The sequence below is a fragment of the Nocardiopsis sp. NPDC058789 genome, from assembly GCF_042745575.1.
Taxonomy (GTDB): domain Bacteria; phylum Actinomycetota; class Actinomycetes; order Streptosporangiales; family Streptosporangiaceae; genus Nocardiopsis; species Nocardiopsis eucommiae.
Genome location: NZ_JBHYOW010000004.1, coordinates 105,950 through 121,595, shown reverse-complemented (window position 1 = coordinate 121,595; position 15,646 = coordinate 105,950). Strand labels below are relative to the sequence as shown.

Here is a 15,646-nt window from a genome sequence, read left to right as displayed (position 1 = left end):
CGTTCGCGGGCGCGGGTTCGACCGTGGACCCAGGTCGCACGGGTGCGTCCAGCCCGGACACCGCTCCGACACCGAGGAGGGGGCCGCCCGTACGGACGACCCCCTCCCCACACGCGTGCCTAGGAGGCGAGCACCTCGGAGAGCTCGCGGTACTTCATCTCGTGCGCCTCGGCCACCGGGGCGTAGACCAGGTCGCCCTCGAAGGTGTTGAGGCCCTCGGCCAGGGCCGGGTCGTCGCGCAGGGCCTGCTTCCACCCCTTCTCCGCCAGGGCCACCGTGTACTTCAGGGTGTCCTTGGTCAGGGCGTGGGTCGAGGTGTTCGGCACCGCGCCCGGCATGTTGGCCACGCAGTAGAACACGGTGTCGTGCACGGCGAAGGTCGGGTCGTCGTGCGTGGTGGGCCGGGAGTCCTCGAAGCAGCCGCCCTGGTCGATGGCGATGTCGACCAGCACCGCGCCGGGACGCATCCGGGAGACGAGCTCGTTGGTGATGAGCTTGGGGGCCTTGGCGCCGGGCACCAGGACCGCGCCGATCACCATGTCGGACTCCAGGACGGACAGCTCCAGCTCGAAGGCGTTGGAGACCACCGTCTTGACCTGCCCCCGGTACAGCGAGTCCACGTGGCGCAGCTTGTCGACGTTCAGGTCCAGCACGGTCACGTTCGCGCCCATGCCGACCGCGATCTGGGTGGCGTTGAGCCCGGACACCCCGGCGCCGATCACGGTGACGTTGGCCGGGCGCACCCCCGGGACTCCGCCCATCAGCACGCCCCGGCCGCCGTTGGGCCGCTGGAGCGTCACCGAACCCACCTGCGAGGCGAGCCTTCCGGCCACCTCGGACATCGGGGCCAGCAGCGGAAGCGAACCGTCGGGCAGCTGCACCGTCTCGTAGGCGATACCGGTGACCCCGCGGTCCAGCAGCGCGTCCGTGCACTCACGGGAGGCGGCCAGGTGCAGGTACGTGAACAGGGTCTGGCCCGGGCGCATGCGGTGGTACTCGGCCGGGACGGGTTCCTTGACCTTGAGGATCAGGTCGCCCGCGGCCCACACCTCGTCGGCGGTGGGCAGGATGCTGGCGCCCGCCGCGAGGTACTCCTCGTTCGTGATGGAGGAACCGAACCCGGCGTCGTGTTCGACGAAGACCTCATGACCCCGACGGGTCAGCTCGTGGACACCCGCAGGGGTGATCGCCACCCGGTACTCGTGGTTCTTGATCTCGCGGGGCACGCCGATGCGCACGATTCCTCCAACTGGTATCGCCATTGATACCTCCCACTGTGACCTGCGAAGGCGCGTCCACGCTATCGCCAATGTGCATAGCCCTCCGTTGCCATGTTGACAGGCTGTAAGCCGGATGTGTGTGGTGTGACACGGGTCTAGCGCTGATGTACTTCGGAGCGGGTCGGGCGCCCCGCGACCCACGTGCGCCGCACTCTCCCGGTGAGGCGCATCCCGGCGTAGGGGCTCGGGTCGCTCCCCGGCACCGCGAGGGTCGTCTGGTCGTCGAAGGCCACCAGGTCGGCGTCGTACCCCTCCTGGACACGGCCCCGAGTGCCCAGCCCCAGCAGCTCCGCGGGAGCCGACGCGGTCCACCGCGCGAGGTCCGGCAGTGAGCGACCGCGTCGGCGCGCCGCCGTCCAGAGCGCGGACAGGCTCCACTCCAGGGTGAACAGCCCGATGGCGGGCAGGTGGCCCGAGCCGACGGTGCGGATCGGGGAGTCGGGCTCCAGCAGGGAGCTCCACAGCGCCTTGCGGTTGGCGTCCGAGCGCAACGGGGGACGGCAGGCGTGCGCGGGGGACTCCGGGCCGGGGAACTCCGAGGGCAGGCACAGGTAGTGCGGGCAGGTGTGCGCGGTCAGGCCGACCCCCACCGCGCCCGCGGCCGCCAGCAGGGCCGCGCACTCGGCGGCGGTGAAGGGGGCCACGTGCGTGCGCGCGCCCACCACGCGCGCCGCCGCGATCACCCGCTCCAGGCCCCGCCGCTCGGCCCGGGGAGGACGCTGTTCCGCCGACACCGGCGGGCTCCCGAGCTCGCGGGCGTCCTCGGCGTGCATGATCAGCAGACCGTTGAGGGTGGCGATCTCCGCCATGGCCTTGCGCAGCTGGGCGTCGCCCAGGGCGGCCATGTCCGGTGCGCCGCCGTCCGACAGCGACCCCTGGAAGGCCACCACCCCGCCGGCGTGCAGGTCCGCCAGGTCCAGTGGGCCGGTGCCCTGGGTGACCCCGCCCAGGAAGAGCACCGAGACGTCGGCCCCGGCCGCCGCCCGCTGGTGGACCTGGAGGGAGTCGGCGCAGGTGATCGCCGGGCGGGCCGGAGCGGGGGAGACCACCACACAGGTCACGCCGCCGCGCAGGGCGGCGTCGCTGACCCGCCGGTAGGAGTCCGGTAGCTCCTCGCCGGGGGCGTGCACACCGGTGCCGAGGTCGACGGCGCCGGGCAGCAGGGCGGTGTGGCCGAGCTCGACCACCTCGCGCGCCGACATCCTGGCCGTGTAGGGGCGGATCGCCTCGATACGGCCGTCCCGAACCCCCACACTGGCTGACCTGATCCCGCCGGGGACCACCGTCCGCATGGAACGGATGACACTGTCGAACTCGGGCATCGCCCTCCCCCTTCGTACGCTTCTCGGCGTTCGTGGAACTGGTGGCCGTGGAGGGGGCACGGCGGCGAGGGGCGACGGGCACGAGGGGGCGGTCCGCGACCTCCTGTAGGAGAACGAGCGTATCGCGAAGGCCCTCCGAGGAAGGGGGAAACGTCACTTCTGGTCCGGGCGCGCATGCGCGGCGAAAGGGATTTCCGGCGCAAGGGGGGTGGGCGAGCGGACCCAAGTCCGACACTGTGTAGTAAACGGACTAACCTGGGTCGAGGTGTCCCCTCCGCGCCAGGTCCCCGCCGGAGTCCGACGGACGGCGGTGCGGAGGCCATCGCGGCTGAGGGCGCTGACCTGCAAGTTGACCAACTCGACGACGGAGTGGCGCGTGGCTCCTCCCGCCCAGAACGACACATCCCCCAAGGATCTCCAGGACCAGGCCCCCGGCACCGAGAACGCCCCCGTCTACGCCCTGGCGGCCGTGCTCGTGTGCACGGTGGCGCTGGGCGCCACCCTCATCCTGGGCGGCGCGGTCTTCGCGCAGATCATCCCCGGCATGGAGAGGTTCGACTCCGGCGAGGTGGTCCGCTGGGGCATGCCCATCGCCAAGACGGTCATGGACACCGCCGCCGTCCTGACCATCGGCCTCATGCTCATGGCGGTCGTCCTCCTCGGGTCGGAGAAGGGCCAGCTCTCCCAGCAGGCCGTCGGCTACGTGCGTGCCGGAACCTGGACCGCCCTGGCGTGGGTCCTCGGTGCCGTGGGCACGCTGTACTTCCAGGCCGCCGAGTTCCTCGGCAGGCGCGCGGGCCAGGTGACCATCGACGAGGTCACCGCCTTCGCCGGGTCGGTCGGCTCGGGCGTCGCCCTCATGTTCGTGATCCTCATCGTCACCGGCATCGCGCTGTTCGGCCGCACCGTCACCACGGCCACCGGCGGCCTGTGGCTGCTGGTCGCGTCGCTGGCGGCGGTCACCCCGCCCGCGCTCACCGGCCACGCCGCCTCCTCCGGCGCCCACGAGCTCGCCGTCACCGGGCTGGCGCTGCATCTGATCTCCATCTGCGCGTGGGTCGGTGGGCTGGCCGTGGTCACGTACCACGCCATGCGCAAGGACGCCCAGGAACCGGCCGTCGCCGCGCACCGGTTCAGCCGGATGGCCCTGTGGGCCTACGTCGGCGTGGCGGTCAGCGGTGCCGCCAGCGCCATGGCCCGCCTGTACTCCCTGGACGACCTGTTCGGTACCGACTACGGCCGGATCATCCTCGTCAAGATCGTGCTGTTCGTCGTGCTGGGCTTCCTCGGCAACGCCCACCGCACCCGGGTGCTGACCCGGATCGACGCCGCCCCCGGTGGGAAGGCGGGCTACTCCTTCCGCCGCCGGAGCTTCCTGCGCCTGGCCGGGGCGGAGGTCATGATCATGGCCGCCGTCATCGGCGTGTCCGTGGGCCTGGGGCGCACGCCGCCGCCGTCACCGCCGATCGAGACCACCGTCGACCCGGCCGCCGCGATCCTGGGCTTCGCCATCCCGCCCGCGATGAGCCTGGAGAACGTCCTCACCCTCTGGCGGCCGGACCTGTTCTTCATCATGTTCGTCGTGGTCGCCGCGGTCCTGTACCTCGGGGGTGTGCGGCGCCTGGTCAAGCGCGGGGACAAGTGGCCGATCGGGCGCACCGCCGCCTTCCTCCTGGGGCTGCTGACCATCGTCGCGGTGCAGCTCAGCGGGTTCGCGACCTACGCGATGATCATGTTCTCCATGCACATGATCCAGCACATGGTGCTGGCCATGGTCACGCCGATCCTCCTGGTGCTGGGTGCGCCGGTCACCCTGGCGCTGCGCGCCCTCCGGCCCGTCGAGAAGCGTGGCGACCGGGGGCCGCGCGAGTGGCTCAACGCGTTCCTGAACAGCCGCTTCTCCAAGGCGGTGACCCATCCGGCCGTGGCCGCGCCGATCTTCGTGTTCAGCCCGTACGCGCTGTACTTCACGCCGCTGTTCCCGACCCTGATGAACGACCACCTGGGTCACCTGTTCATGGGTGTGCACTTCCTGGTGTCGGGCTTCCTGTTCTACTGGGTGATCGTCGGCATCGACCCGGCGCCCCGGAAGGTCCCGTTCCTGCTGCGGATCCTGCTCCTGCTCGTGGCGATGGGCTTCCACGCCTTCTTCGGCATCGCGATCATGGAGCAGGCCACGCCGATGGCCATGCAGTACTACGGGCAGTTCGACATCCCGTGGATGACCGACCAGGCCGCCGACCAGTACGCGGGTGGGGGCATCGCCTGGGCGCTGGGCGAGATTCCCACGGTCATGGTGATGCTGGCGCTGGTGGTGCAGTGGTCGCGTGACGACGAGCGCCAGGAGCGCCGCCGTGAGCGGCACAGCCGCCGTGGTGGTTCCGACGATGCTGACATGGACGACTACAACGCCTACCTGGCCGAGCTCGACCGCCGTTCGCGAGCGGCTGCGGGCGGGGGTTCGGCTGGTGGGGGCGGTACGGAGGAGGCCCCCGCTGGTGAGGCCCCGGAGAGTACCGCCAAGGACTGATCGGTAGCAGGTGGGGGAGAAGGTGGGAGGGGCGTGCCCGACTGGGTACGCCCCCTCCGTTCGGTCAATGGTGCTTGGTCCAGTTGGTCATTCGATGCGGAGACACATGGTTCCCTGCGCCGCTTGTGAAGGTGCTGACTGCGGAGCGGAGTAGTCGTGAGTGCCGGGTGGGCGGTAGAAAGAGCGGGAGAGGTCGCCACGAGAATGGGTGAAATGTCTGTTTCTCAACAACTTGCAGATTTGGCGACTTTCCGCTGACAAACGCGCAGGTCAAAGAGACTGCTCCCCGCGCACGCGGGGATGGACCCATGCGAGTGGTCAGGAGGGAGGCGATCAGCCGCTGCTCCCCGCGCACGCAGGGATGGACCCCTGACCGTGGAAGCCGGGGGCTACGCCGCTGACTGCTCCCCGCGCACGCGGGGATGGACCCAAGAAGGTCCCCCTGGAGGGCGAGCGCCTGGTCTGCTCCCCGCGCACGCGGGGATGGACCCCCGGACCAGTGCGCCACGCCAGCGTTCATCACCTGCTCCCCGCGCACGCGGGGATGGACCCACGCCAGAGGGGTATTGGATCGCAGGATCGAACTGCTCCCCGCGCACGCGGGGATGGACCCGCGGGACATGCATCGGGTATGCATGACGAAGACTGCTCCCCGCGCACGCGGGGATGGACCCCACAGAGGCATCGCGCGCCGATTCCGGCGGGCCTGCTCCCCGCGCACGCGGGGATGGACCCAGCGTGGGCACCACCGAGACGTCGTACCGACGGGCTGCTCCCCGCGCACGCGGGGATGGACCCCACTCGTCCGTGGCCTTGATGAACTCGGCCTCCTGCTCCCCGTGCACGCGGGGATGGACCCATTCCGGTCACCTGGACTTCCCACTTGGGGATCTGCTCCCCGCGCACGCGGGGATGGACCCGCCATCAAGCCTGCGGTCAACGGGATCGCAGGCTGCCTCCCGCGCACGCGGGGAGGGGCCAGGCGACGGCTTCGTCGCCCGACCCCGTCTTCTCACCGGTCAGGCCAGGATGCCGATGGCGTGGGTCAGGTTCCGACCCACGGTCTCTAGGGTGGTGAGTCCCAGGAAGAGGGTGGAGCTGATGGCGGTGGCGGGCCATCCCCACCACCGGCAGGGTGCGCGGTGGCGGCCCCTGGGAGGAACGGGTTCTGGTTCGGCTCGAGCGGAGGCATCGGCTTCCCGGGCCTCCCTCGCCCTCTGTTCACGCTGTTGGCGAGCCACGAGCATCCAGTGCGGCACCGGACCGTGTTCGAGCATGTGGGTCACCCGGGGGTTGCCCTGCATTTGGCGCAGCAGGCGTGCGTACCGGTCCTGGGGGGCTTCGACTCGGAGCGGCGGGGGCGCAGGTGACTCCGGTGACGCGGGTGGCCACGGGACGCCCCGCAGTGGATGCGCGGCGGTGCGGGGGAAGCGGTGGCCTCGCGCGGTCAGGACCGAGCGCACGCTGGGGTCGAGTTCGTGACCGGTCACAGGGCACCCCCACCAGCGGAGTCCCCGCCGCAGTTCAGCACGGGAAGGGTGAACTCGGCCCAGATGACGGTGCCCAGCCCCGCGCAGAACGGGAAGTCCAGCACCGGCCGGAATCCCCATCGGGTGGCGAGGTGGCCGAGCAGTAGCAGGCCCCGGCCGCGTTCGGCCTGATCCCACTCCTTCCGGGTACGCCTGTGCGGGACCTTCGGGGAGGAGTCCGAGGAGGCATCGGTGCGGGTGCCGTCGTCGATGACCGAGATCCGGACCGTCCTCGGGCGAGGCGTGTCCAGGGTGCGGACCACCCTCCCCTCGGGGTCCTGTCCGGAACGGGAGTGGTCGCAGGCGTTGGCGAACATCTCGCTCACGCACAACACCATGCTCTCCCTCGCTTCGACCGGCAGGGTGAGCAGACTGGCGAGGTCGGTGTGCAGGTCGGTGCGGACCTGACGGGCTTCGGAGAGCTGACCGGGGTAGACGCGACTCTGCCACCGGTGCTCGTTGTCGGGCCGGTTGATCGTGTGGTCCGGGGCGTGGGTGTGCGGCACAATGGCCATGTCGGCAATCTCTTTCTCTTCAAGGGGTTGAGCTGTCGGCCTGCTCTGGGGGTGTTGCTGCACCCGCCAGAGCTTTTTCGTGGAACGGCTTCGGGGCTCAGGCAGCGGGCGGAGGTTCCGGATCGCCCCTGTGGACTCCGAGGTGGCGGTGGGCGAGCAGCCGCAGGAGTTCGGTGCGGTTGGGTGCGGTGATGCGCTCGTAGGGGTCGCCGTCACCGGTCCAGCCCAGGGGTCGGCGGGCCACGAAGGTTTCGTTGGGAGCCTGGCCTTCGACGGTCATGTTCCAGTGCTTGTGCAGCAGAGCGCAGAGCACGTGTTCGGGGACCGGGAGCCCGGGATTGGAGTCCTTGTCTTTCGGAACCTTCCCTGCCACGGGCCTGTTGCCGGGTACCCGTGTGGGTGCGGGGTGGTCGTGGATGGCCTGGACGATCAACCGGACCGCTAGTTCCCCATCGCTGTCCTCCCGCGCGATCCGTAGGGCCTCCAGGATCACCGGGATGCGGTTGCGCAGGGTGTGGTTGTGCCACACATCCACCTGAGCGGGAGTCAGATGAGCGGGGGCGGCCAACGCGTCCTCGGCGGTTGCGAGCAGGTCCCGGGTGTCGATGTCCAACATCAGCACTCCACCTTGTCCTCTGCGGTGTTGGATTGCGTCCACGGGTTGTGGGTGAGGTCGTAGGAGAGGTGGAACCAGACCTGTCGGAACTTCGGGTTGCCGTTGTCGCCCCACCGGTCCGCCAACGCGTTGACCAGCCCCAGACCCCGGCCGCTGCCGGGACCCGCATCGGGGTCGAGAGTGTCCAGGTCAGCCGCGGTGAACGGCCCAGGCTCCATGGGGTACCGGGCGCCCTGATCCTGGCAGATCAACGTCATCCCGGTCGCACCTCGATCGACGATGAGCGTGAAGGTACTGCCGTGCTCACTCGACAGAGAGTGCGCGATGGAGTTGTTCGCCAACTCCGACCCCAGCAGCGTGAACACGAACCGGAAGTCGAGGGAGCGTTCAGCGGCACTGGTGTCCAGGAACGCCCGCACCAGGGGCATCAGGCTGGGGAGCCCGGCGAAGGAGTACCGGCGTTTGCGGAAGGGTGGGCCCTCGGCGCGGGAGAAGTAGTGAGCGTGGAACGGCTTGATGAAGCTCGCCAACGGGACCATGGCCTCGCGGTGGGCGAGTTCGGGGGAGAAAACGCCGCTCACGTGGCCACCGCCAACCGTCGCAGCCCGGCCAGGACGAACCCCAGGACCTGCATGGGGATGGAGTCGATCGGCCGCCGGGGCGAGGGGACCACCGGTTCCTGAGATGACTGAGGGGTGCTGCATCGGGCAGGGCTGTGAGTGTTCGTGGTGAAGGCGTGCACCTGGGTGCACGGATTTGCGGACGCTCGGGTGCGCCGCTCTGGTCGGGGCGACAAGTGGTCAGCGTTCATGTTCGACCGGCTCTCCTGAAGGTTGTCGTGGGTTGATGGCGTGAGCTGAGGGCACGGGCTTCGCGCAGGGTGCTCGGCCTTCGGTTCTGTTTCTGGGGGTGCTTCGAGCCAGAGGTGACTCGTGTGTCAGCTGAGGTCGAGGACGACCTCGACGGTGGTCTGCTGGATGCGGTGGCCGTCCCAGGTCCAAGAGGGGGTCCAGGAGAGGGCGAGGTGGTTGAGGACCGCCAGCCCGGACGTGCTTGCGCCGGGGTTCAACTGCGGGTACTCGGGCGAGGTCGCTTTTCGCGGTCCCTGGTCGGTGACGTACAGGCGGGGGAGCGGGAGGAGCGTCTGGTCCAGGATCACGCGGACGGTTCCACCAGGCAGCCCCGACCGGGAGTGCTGGTGGGCGTTGGAGACGAGGATGCGTGCGATCCGTGCCAGCCGGGTGCCCTGAACGGGAAGCATGTTCCGGCACCAGGAGGACAGGGGCCGGTACTCGCGGGTGGGTCCGAGCAGGATGCCGTGGCGGGCGGGTTCGGAGAACAGGAGCGCACGGGGATATCGCCCGAAATGGACGATTGGCGCCCTGGGATAATTATGGATAGATCGCATATGTCTCACCTCGGGGGCTTCGGGGTGGGCTCTAACTCCGGGTGGCCACTTTTGGCTTGGGCCGCCGGGGGTTTTGGGATTTCCGGACACCGATTGGCGTCTCGAACCCACCATGAAAGATCGAACACGCTCTGCGCTAGGGACATCACTGAGCGGTCACGATTACGTGAAGTGAGTGGACCTTGGTGAAGACTTCACGCAGAATTGGTGTACCGGGTAGACATCACGGTGAATCAGGAGTCCAATGTCTCGCTCCCTCAAGCCCGAACTGGTAGAGCTTGGAAGTGTGCTAAGGAAGGTCCGCGCTAATGCCGACGTCAAGCAGAAGGACCTGGCCAGCGCCCTGAACGTCGTCCCCTCCACACTCTCCTCGTGGGAGAAGGGGACGCGGGCAATGTCCGAATCGATGGCTCGAAATATAGACCAAGCCCTTGAGAGTCCGGGTGTAGTCCACCGCGCGTGGAAGGGGGCGCACGAAGCAGCAGCCGTTCCCTCGTGGTATCCAGAGGTAGAGCAGCTGGAACGGATGATGACCGAGCTTCGGGAATATCAGAGCCAGGTGGTGCCCGGCCTGATCCAGACCGAGGATTACGCGCGCGCTGCGAACCGTGACACGTCTCCTGGAGTCAGCGCAGCGGAGCTGGCGGAGATGGTCAAGGCTCGGATGAGGCGGCAGGTGATTCTGGAGAGCAACCCACCCTTGATCTACATGGTCTTGGAAGCGACTGCCGTTACGCGCGTGATCGGCAGCCGCAGGATCCTGTCCACACAGCTCGCTCGTGTGCTGATGCTCATGGAGAAGCGGGTAGTACGACTACAGGTGGTGCCACCCAATCCGGGGTCTCATCCGGGTGCTTCTGGCTCGTTCCGCGTATATTCCTTCGCGGATAAGCCGATGGTGGCGTCGGCTGAGCATCAGCAAGGTGAGCTTCTGATGGACGACAGTCGCAAGGTACAGGCCTGTCTGGCAGTGTTCAGCGCTGTCCAGGCTGAGGCCCTGTCGCCGGGGCAGTCCGCAGAGTTCATCAGGAAGGTCAAGGAAGAGCTTGATGAGTAGTTCAGAGCAACAGCAGCGTGCGTGGCACAAGAGCAGTTTCAGCACAGCCAACGGGAGTTGTGTTGAGGTGGCTGAGGGGAGAACCGTTCTCGTGCGAGACACGGAGAACCGCTCCCTGGGGCACCTCGACACTCCATCAGCAGAGTGGACGGCCTTCCTGAGGGCTGCGATCTCCTAGCTGGGCACATAGGCCGGACTTCGCCAGGGTCCGCCATTCCGGTGTCAGCGTCAGGACCATGGATGGAAGAGATTCGAGGCAGCTTCACATGATGACTGAAGAGTGGGCCAAGTCCTCCTACAGCAACGGCAGCGGTGGCCACTGCGTGGAGGCTCGTGCCAGCGAGCAGGGCGCTGCGGTGCGCGACACCCAGAACTGCAACCTGGGTCACCTGGAGGCGCCTGCTCCTGAGTGGAAGGCGTTCGTGGAGGCTGTGCGCCTCTGAGGCGAAGTGAACCGGACCTAGCCAGGGATATTGGCGAGGTCCGGTTCGTGTTGTGCCTGTTCAGGCTACCTGTAGAGAAAGTGCAACTCCAGGACCAAAGGGCCTGAAAGTATCGTGCACAACAATCACCCCATCTGCCTCATCGCCACGGTGCTCAATGGCCTCAGAACTCGCTCTTCCCCAAGTACCTGAGAGGGTGAGATCGTGGTCAAGGCGATCGAGAAGTCGCTGCTGGTCTACTGGGATCCAGGGAGCTCGCTCCCTGGATGCAACGCTGAACTTGATGGGACGAAAGCGGAGGAATTCCGATGACGGGCTGGCGCAAGTCGACTTACAGCTCAGGTTCCCAGAACTGCGTAGAAGCCCGGGAGTATCAGAGCGGAGCTGCCGTGCGTGACACACAGAATAGGGAACTCGGCCACCTCACCTTTGGTGCTGATGAGTGGTCCGCGCTCCTCGACACGGTGAGCGCCAACTAGAGCCCGCTCTCCGGGCCTGCTGAGGAAGAAGGAGGAGGAATTCCGATGGTCGAGTGGCAAAAGTCGAGCTACAGCGCCAACGGTGCCAACTGCGTGGAGGCCCGTGCCACCGAGGAGGGTGCAGCGGTGCGCGACACACAGAACCGCAACCTGTGTCATCTCGAAGTGTCCGCTGCTGAGTGGAAGGCGTTCGTGGCGGCCGTACGTCCCTGAACGAAGTGGCCTGGCCCAACACAGTGAGCAGTCGGGGCGGTGCCGAGCTTGCTGGACACAGGCATCACACTGTGGCGTCAGTGATCGTAGGTACGTGGCGTCACCGTTCCACTGCTACCGGGCGGGCGGAGGACGGCGACCTGAGCCGAAGCGCGAGGTCACTCCGCACCTGCTCCGGGCGCCCGTGAACGGGCCCGTTCGCTGGTGCGATCGTGGCCCCGATCTACTGCCCGGTCGGTGTCTGGCCCACGGCGGTCGACGGTGCGTGGCCCTCTCCCTCGAACGCTGCCAGCGAGGTGATGAAGCGTTCGGCCGCGGCGTCGACCTCGGAGGTCGGGCTCAGCAGCCTTTGCAGCAGCAGCCCTCGCAGGCACGCGGTCGCGATGATGCTCTGCTGTCTGGCATCGGTCTCCGTGGCTCCGTCGCGCAGCGCCGCCGCTTCGAGAAGACGCTCCAGGTGGTCGATGTCGACGACGAGCTCCTGGAACGCCTCCCGCTCGTAGACCGCGAGCCCCACCAGGTGGAAGAAGGCATGCGTGCGGTCCTCGTGCGCCGGGTCCGAGTAGAAGCTCCACACGGCCCTGCACAGGGCCACGAACCCGAGTTCGTCACCGGTCGCGGCGATGACCAGGTTGTCGCGGCGGCGCGCCTCCAGTAGCACGGCACGCAGCAGACCCGGCCGCGATCCGAAGTGGTACGTCAGCAACGTGTGGTGCACGCCGAGTCGCTCCGCCACCTGCCGCATCGACAGGTTCGGGCTGGGGCCGTTCTGGCCGAACTCCTCGAACAGCGCCTCCAGGAGACGCTGCTTCCCTTCCCCCACCGGCGCTCTCACGTTGCCTCCTTTGACAGTTTCACCACTGTTGAGTACGTTATCGCACATCCAATTCACCACTGTTGAGTTCGACGGTGCGGGTGTCCGCGACGGGACGTCCGGAGGCCGCCACGGGCGTCGTTCACCAGCGGCGACGCCGACATCCTCGGTCCGGGCGGGAGGGTCCGGGTCGGGGCCGCCCGACCGACGACGGGACTCGCTCCACGGCCCCGGGGTGTTCGCTGATCCAGACCTGGCCGACCTCGTCTTCGGGGCGGCCGCACGACGAAGGGAAGACCCGATGAGCGGGTTGCTGCACGGCTGTTTGCAGGACACGGAGTACCTGGAGGTGACCGCGAAGTCGGGACGCCACTACGCCGTCTGGGTGACCACACCCCCCGGCTACGCGGACTCCACGGAACCCCTGCCGCTCCTCTACGTGCTGGACGGCAACTGGACCGTCGGGTTCACCGCGCCGATCATCGCCGCCCAGGCGGACCCCTACCTGACGATCGCCCCGTACATCCAGGTGACCATCGGGTACGCGGGCGAGGAGGCCGAGAACTGGGCGCAGATCCGCAACCGCGACCTCGTGCCGCCCGGGGAACCCTCCGGGGACGCCATGCTGGCCACCCTTGAGTCGGCTCGTGAGTCGGGTGCGATGACCCAGGAGCAGGTGGACGCCTACCTCGCGGAGCTCGCGGAGTGCCGCGCCGACCTCTTCCTCGACTTCCTGACCGACGAACTCCACCCCCACCTGCGGTCGAGACTGCGGGTCAGCGACTCCGGGCACGGCCTCTTCGGTTACTCCTATGGGGGCCTCTTCGCGCTCTACGCATGGCTGCGGGACACGGGACTCTTCGCGAGCATCGGCGCGGGCAGCCCCGGTGTGGCCAGCACGGACAGCCAGATCCTCACCCTCCTCGACGCCCTGCCGGAGCCCACCGAGGAGGAAGCCGCGCCCCGGCTGCACATCACGCTGAACGAGGCCGAGCTCCTGGGCGAGATCCCGTTCTACCGAGGGATGGCCCGCAACGTCCTCGCGGTCGTGGAACAGCTGCACGCCAAGGGCCGGTCGGAGCAGGTCACCCATGCCCTGTTCCAGGAGACGCACGTCACCGGAGTGCAGGCGTCGTTCCTCAGCTACCTGAAGACCGCCCACGGTCGCTGATCGTTCGTGTCGGTCTCGCGCGGCCATGCGGAACGCGGTTCTCCACGGCGTTGTGCCGCACGGCGGGAGGTGAGACTCTGGCGCTCCGTGCCAGAAAGTCGCACCCCCGCCTGGCCGCACGAAGGAAGCCGCAACCGTGAACGATCAAGAGGCCGGCACCGACGGCGACGAGACCCCCGCACCGGCGACACCGGCCACGGAGAAGCGCGGCCTCGCGGGGTACGTGAGCGTTCTGCGCACACCCGGTCTGACCGTGTGGGCCGTGGTCCTGGTCCTCCAGCGTGTGCCCGTGGCCATGGCACCGCTCGCCCTGGTCTACCTCGGATACGCGGTGACCGGTTCCTTCCTGGTCGGCGGGCTCCTGGTCAGCGCGCACGCCCTGGCCGAGGCGGCCGCCGCCGGTTGGATGGGACGCAGGTTCGACCGTCGGCCGCCCCGTGGCGAGACGGCGCTCGTCCTGGGAGCCGAAGGCGTGTTCTTCCTGCTCCTGTTCGTCTTCGCCCACCAGCTCTCCGTAGCCCTGCTGGTTCTGCTGGCCGCCCTGGGCGGCGCCGTGTCCGCTGGCACCTACGGCGGGTTGCGTAGCCTCCTGCAACGCATGGTCCCCGCGCACACCCGACCTGCGGCACTGGGCCTGGAGGAAACGGTGAGCGCGACGATCTGGGCGGCGTCCCCCGCGCTGGTCGGGGTGCTCGTCGCCGCCGGGGCGGGCACCTGGCCGGTCGGTGCGATGGCCGTGGCCTCGTTCCTGGGAGGACTGGCCGCCCTGGGCCTGCCGCGTCAGTCCCTCTTCCTGGCCTCTGATCAGGCGGGGGGAGCCCCGAAGGAGCGGAGCGGCGGTCGCCTGTGGCAGTTCTGGCCCTCCCTGGCCCAGGACGGCGCCGCGATGTTCACCCTGGGAGCCGCCTCGGTCGCGCTACCGGCCCTGCTCATGGCGATGGGGTCCGGCGCGGCGCTGCCCGGCCTCATCCTGGGCGCGGCGTCGGCCGTCGGGGTCCTCGGCGGTCTCGTCTACGGTTCGCGCCGGTGGCCTCGCCAGCGGGCGCACGCCACCGGGCTGCTCCTGGTCTACTGCGTCCTCGTGGGTGGCGTGGGCCTCGTGAGCTTCCTGAACGAGGCGTACCTGGTGGGTGCGTTCTTCGTCGCCGCGGGCAGCATCCAGGTGCCCGTGCTCATGTCGCGCGCGCTCGTGGTCCAGGAGCAGGTGCCCCCGCAGGACTGGAGCTTCGCCTTCTCGTCGCTGTATGCCGCCAAGGGCATCGGCTACGGCGCCGCGGGGCTGGTCGCCGGAGCCGCGATCTCCGCCGTCGGCCCCACCTGGGCGATCATCGCGTGTGCGGCGGTCGCGCTTGTGGTCGCCCTCGTCGCCGGAGTGTGCGACCTCCTCCGGAGCCGCACACGTTCCCACCCCGCCCAGCCCCGGAATCCCTGAGTGAAACTCGTCCCGCCAGTGGTCCCTCTGGTCCGCTAGTGGTTGGTTCCCACCCGTGCACGGTCATTCCGAGCCGGTCACGCCCCTGGTCATGCACTCTTGAGGTGCTCGTACCAGTCCCTCGCTGCGTCCAGCATCGCCACCAACCACTCCTCGTCAGGCCGCAGCCGCGTGTAGTGCCGGTGCATGCGCACTTGGGCGCGTGCGAACACCACCAGCGCGTCCCGGTCCACGTGTGCCCAGGTGTCCGAGGAGGCGAACAGCTTCTCCACATCGGCGGGGTCCTGCCCCGCTGACACCAGTTGCACCGCCAACCCCGAAGGTGTCACGACCGCGGAAGCCCGCGTCGGCCACGCCCAGTCGACCACCACAACCTGTCGTCGGCGTCGATGAGGACGTTGTGAGGGTGCAGGTCCGCGTGGGTGAGGTGATCACCTCGGACTACGTTGACCTCCTCACCTGCCAGGGCCCTGTCCCACCGGTCTTCCACCCACGGCCGTGCCACGTCAGGGAGAGGGAGACCTACGATCCGGTCCATCGCCTCCACGAGTCGCGGAAGGTCCGGAGAACCAGGCGCGTAGTTGGTGGGACGCGCGTCGATGACCTCGAACCCGACCACGAACCACCCCGCGCCCCGAACCTGCCACAGCAGTCGGGGAGCCAGTCCGCCCAGATGGGAGTTGATCGCGCCCTCGCGCTCGACTTCTCCAAGGAGCCCTCCCGGCCGATCCGGGACAGCCTTCACGAAGAACCTGCCGTGCTCACCGGTGACCACGGCCGTGGTGGAGGCGCTGAACCCCCCGGTCGGCACCACCTCACGGATCCGCCCGGTGTGGG

At 68.6% G+C, this 15,646-nt stretch carries 17 protein-coding genes and 1 CRISPR repeat array; of the genes, 8 read left to right on the top strand and 9 right to left on the bottom strand.

Going from position 1 to position 15,646, the window contains the following annotated elements; translation table 11 throughout:
- Positions 1–119 precede the first annotated feature (119 nt).
- Together ald and ACFW3L_RS06660 are read right to left on the bottom strand one after the other, a co-directional pair.
- Positions 120–1,238, bottom strand: a complete 1,119-nt coding sequence (gene ald, locus ACFW3L_RS06665; RefSeq protein WP_378737611.1) for an alanine dehydrogenase — start codon at positions 1,236–1,238, stop codon at positions 120–122.
- 137 nt (positions 1,239–1,375) lie between these two features.
- A complete protein-coding gene (locus ACFW3L_RS06660) occupies positions 1,376–2,602 on the bottom strand; it encodes a dihydroorotase family protein (protein WP_378737155.1) in 1,227 nt (408 codons plus the stop codon).
- Positions 2,603–2,978: 376 nt separating this feature from the next.
- Between ACFW3L_RS06660 and ACFW3L_RS06655 the strand changes: the two genes are divergently transcribed.
- A complete protein-coding gene (locus ACFW3L_RS06655; RefSeq protein WP_378737153.1) occupies positions 2,979–5,132 on the top strand; it encodes a cytochrome c oxidase assembly protein in 2,154 nt (717 codons plus the stop codon).
- 279 nt (positions 5,133–5,411) lie between these two features.
- Positions 5,412–6,113: a CRISPR direct-repeat array (repeat unit 29 nt; unit sequence CTGCTCCCCGCGCACGCGGGGATGGACCC).
- A 505-nt stretch (positions 6,114–6,618) separates the two neighbouring features.
- On the opposite strand, the gene ACFW3L_RS06650 is transcribed toward ACFW3L_RS06655, so the two are convergent.
- The 4 genes from ACFW3L_RS06650 to ACFW3L_RS06635 form a co-directional block, all read right to left on the bottom strand.
- Positions 6,619–7,176 (bottom strand): ATP-binding protein, encoded by a 558-nt coding sequence (locus tag ACFW3L_RS06650; protein WP_378737151.1) that lies wholly within the window; start codon positions 7,174–7,176, stop codon positions 6,619–6,621.
- A 97-nt stretch (positions 7,177–7,273) separates the two neighbouring features.
- Positions 7,274–7,792 carry a hypothetical protein gene (locus ACFW3L_RS06645; RefSeq protein ID WP_378737149.1) on the bottom strand — a complete coding sequence of 173 codons (519 nt, stop codon included), beginning with the start codon at positions 7,790–7,792 and terminating at the stop codon, positions 7,274–7,276.
- Positions 7,792–8,331 (bottom strand): ATP-binding protein, encoded by a 540-nt coding sequence (locus tag ACFW3L_RS06640; protein WP_378737609.1) that lies wholly within the window; start codon positions 8,329–8,331, stop codon positions 7,792–7,794. The genes ACFW3L_RS06645 and ACFW3L_RS06640 overlap by 1 nt, the downstream gene beginning before the upstream one ends.
- Positions 8,332–8,729: 398 nt before the next feature.
- Positions 8,730–9,053, bottom strand: a complete 324-nt coding sequence (locus ACFW3L_RS06635) for a hypothetical protein (protein ID WP_378737148.1) — start codon at positions 9,051–9,053, stop codon at positions 8,730–8,732.
- Between the two features lie 391 nt (positions 9,054–9,444).
- Here ACFW3L_RS06635 and ACFW3L_RS06630 point away from each other — a divergent pair, with 391 nt between their 5' ends.
- The 5 genes from ACFW3L_RS06630 to ACFW3L_RS06610 all read left to right on the top strand — a co-directional run bounded on the left by ACFW3L_RS06630 (position 9,445) and on the right by ACFW3L_RS06610 (position 11,392).
- Entirely contained in the window at positions 9,445–10,257 is an 813-nt protein-coding gene (locus ACFW3L_RS06630; RefSeq protein ID WP_378737146.1) for a helix-turn-helix domain-containing protein, read from the top strand.
- Entirely contained in the window at positions 10,250–10,435 is a 186-nt protein-coding gene (locus ACFW3L_RS06625) for a DUF397 domain-containing protein (RefSeq protein ID WP_378737144.1), read from the top strand. Before ACFW3L_RS06630 ends, ACFW3L_RS06625 begins: the two co-directional genes overlap by 8 nt.
- Before the next feature lie 88 nt (positions 10,436–10,523).
- Positions 10,524–10,700 (top strand): DUF397 domain-containing protein, encoded by a 177-nt coding sequence (locus ACFW3L_RS06620; RefSeq protein ID WP_378737142.1) that lies wholly within the window; start codon positions 10,524–10,526, stop codon positions 10,698–10,700.
- A 308-nt stretch (positions 10,701–11,008) separates the two neighbouring features.
- Positions 11,009–11,179: a DUF397 domain-containing protein gene (locus ACFW3L_RS06615; RefSeq protein WP_378737140.1), complete on the top strand. Its 171-nt coding sequence runs from the start codon at positions 11,009–11,011 to the stop codon at positions 11,177–11,179.
- Positions 11,180–11,224: 45 nt separating this feature from the next.
- Positions 11,225–11,392 carry a DUF397 domain-containing protein gene (locus ACFW3L_RS06610; protein WP_378737138.1) on the top strand — a complete coding sequence of 56 codons (168 nt, stop codon included), beginning with the start codon at positions 11,225–11,227 and terminating at the stop codon, positions 11,390–11,392.
- A 223-nt stretch (positions 11,393–11,615) separates the two neighbouring features.
- On the opposite strand, the gene ACFW3L_RS06605 is transcribed toward ACFW3L_RS06610, so the two are convergent.
- On the bottom strand, positions 11,616–12,227 hold the full coding sequence (locus ACFW3L_RS06605) for a TetR/AcrR family transcriptional regulator (protein WP_378737136.1): 612 nt from the start codon (positions 12,225–12,227) through the stop codon (positions 11,616–11,618).
- A gap of 280 nt (positions 12,228–12,507) precedes the next feature.
- On the opposite strand from ACFW3L_RS06605, the gene ACFW3L_RS06600 reads away from it, so the two are divergent.
- Positions 12,508–13,377 (top strand): alpha/beta hydrolase, encoded by an 870-nt coding sequence (locus ACFW3L_RS06600; RefSeq protein WP_378737134.1) that lies wholly within the window; start codon positions 12,508–12,510, stop codon positions 13,375–13,377.
- Between the two features lie 136 nt (positions 13,378–13,513).
- A complete protein-coding gene (locus tag ACFW3L_RS06595; protein ID WP_378737132.1) occupies positions 13,514–14,809 on the top strand; it encodes an MFS transporter in 1,296 nt (431 codons plus the stop codon).
- 89 nt (positions 14,810–14,898) lie between these two features.
- On the opposite strand, the gene ACFW3L_RS06590 is transcribed toward ACFW3L_RS06595, so the two are convergent.
- Positions 14,899–15,108, bottom strand: a complete 210-nt coding sequence (locus ACFW3L_RS06590; RefSeq protein WP_378737130.1) for a hypothetical protein — start codon at positions 15,106–15,108, stop codon at positions 14,899–14,901.
- Between the two features lie 26 nt (positions 15,109–15,134).
- Positions 15,135–15,584: a hypothetical protein gene (locus tag ACFW3L_RS06585; protein WP_378737128.1), complete on the bottom strand. Its 450-nt coding sequence runs from the start codon at positions 15,582–15,584 to the stop codon at positions 15,135–15,137.
- Positions 15,585–15,646 lie beyond the last annotated feature (62 nt).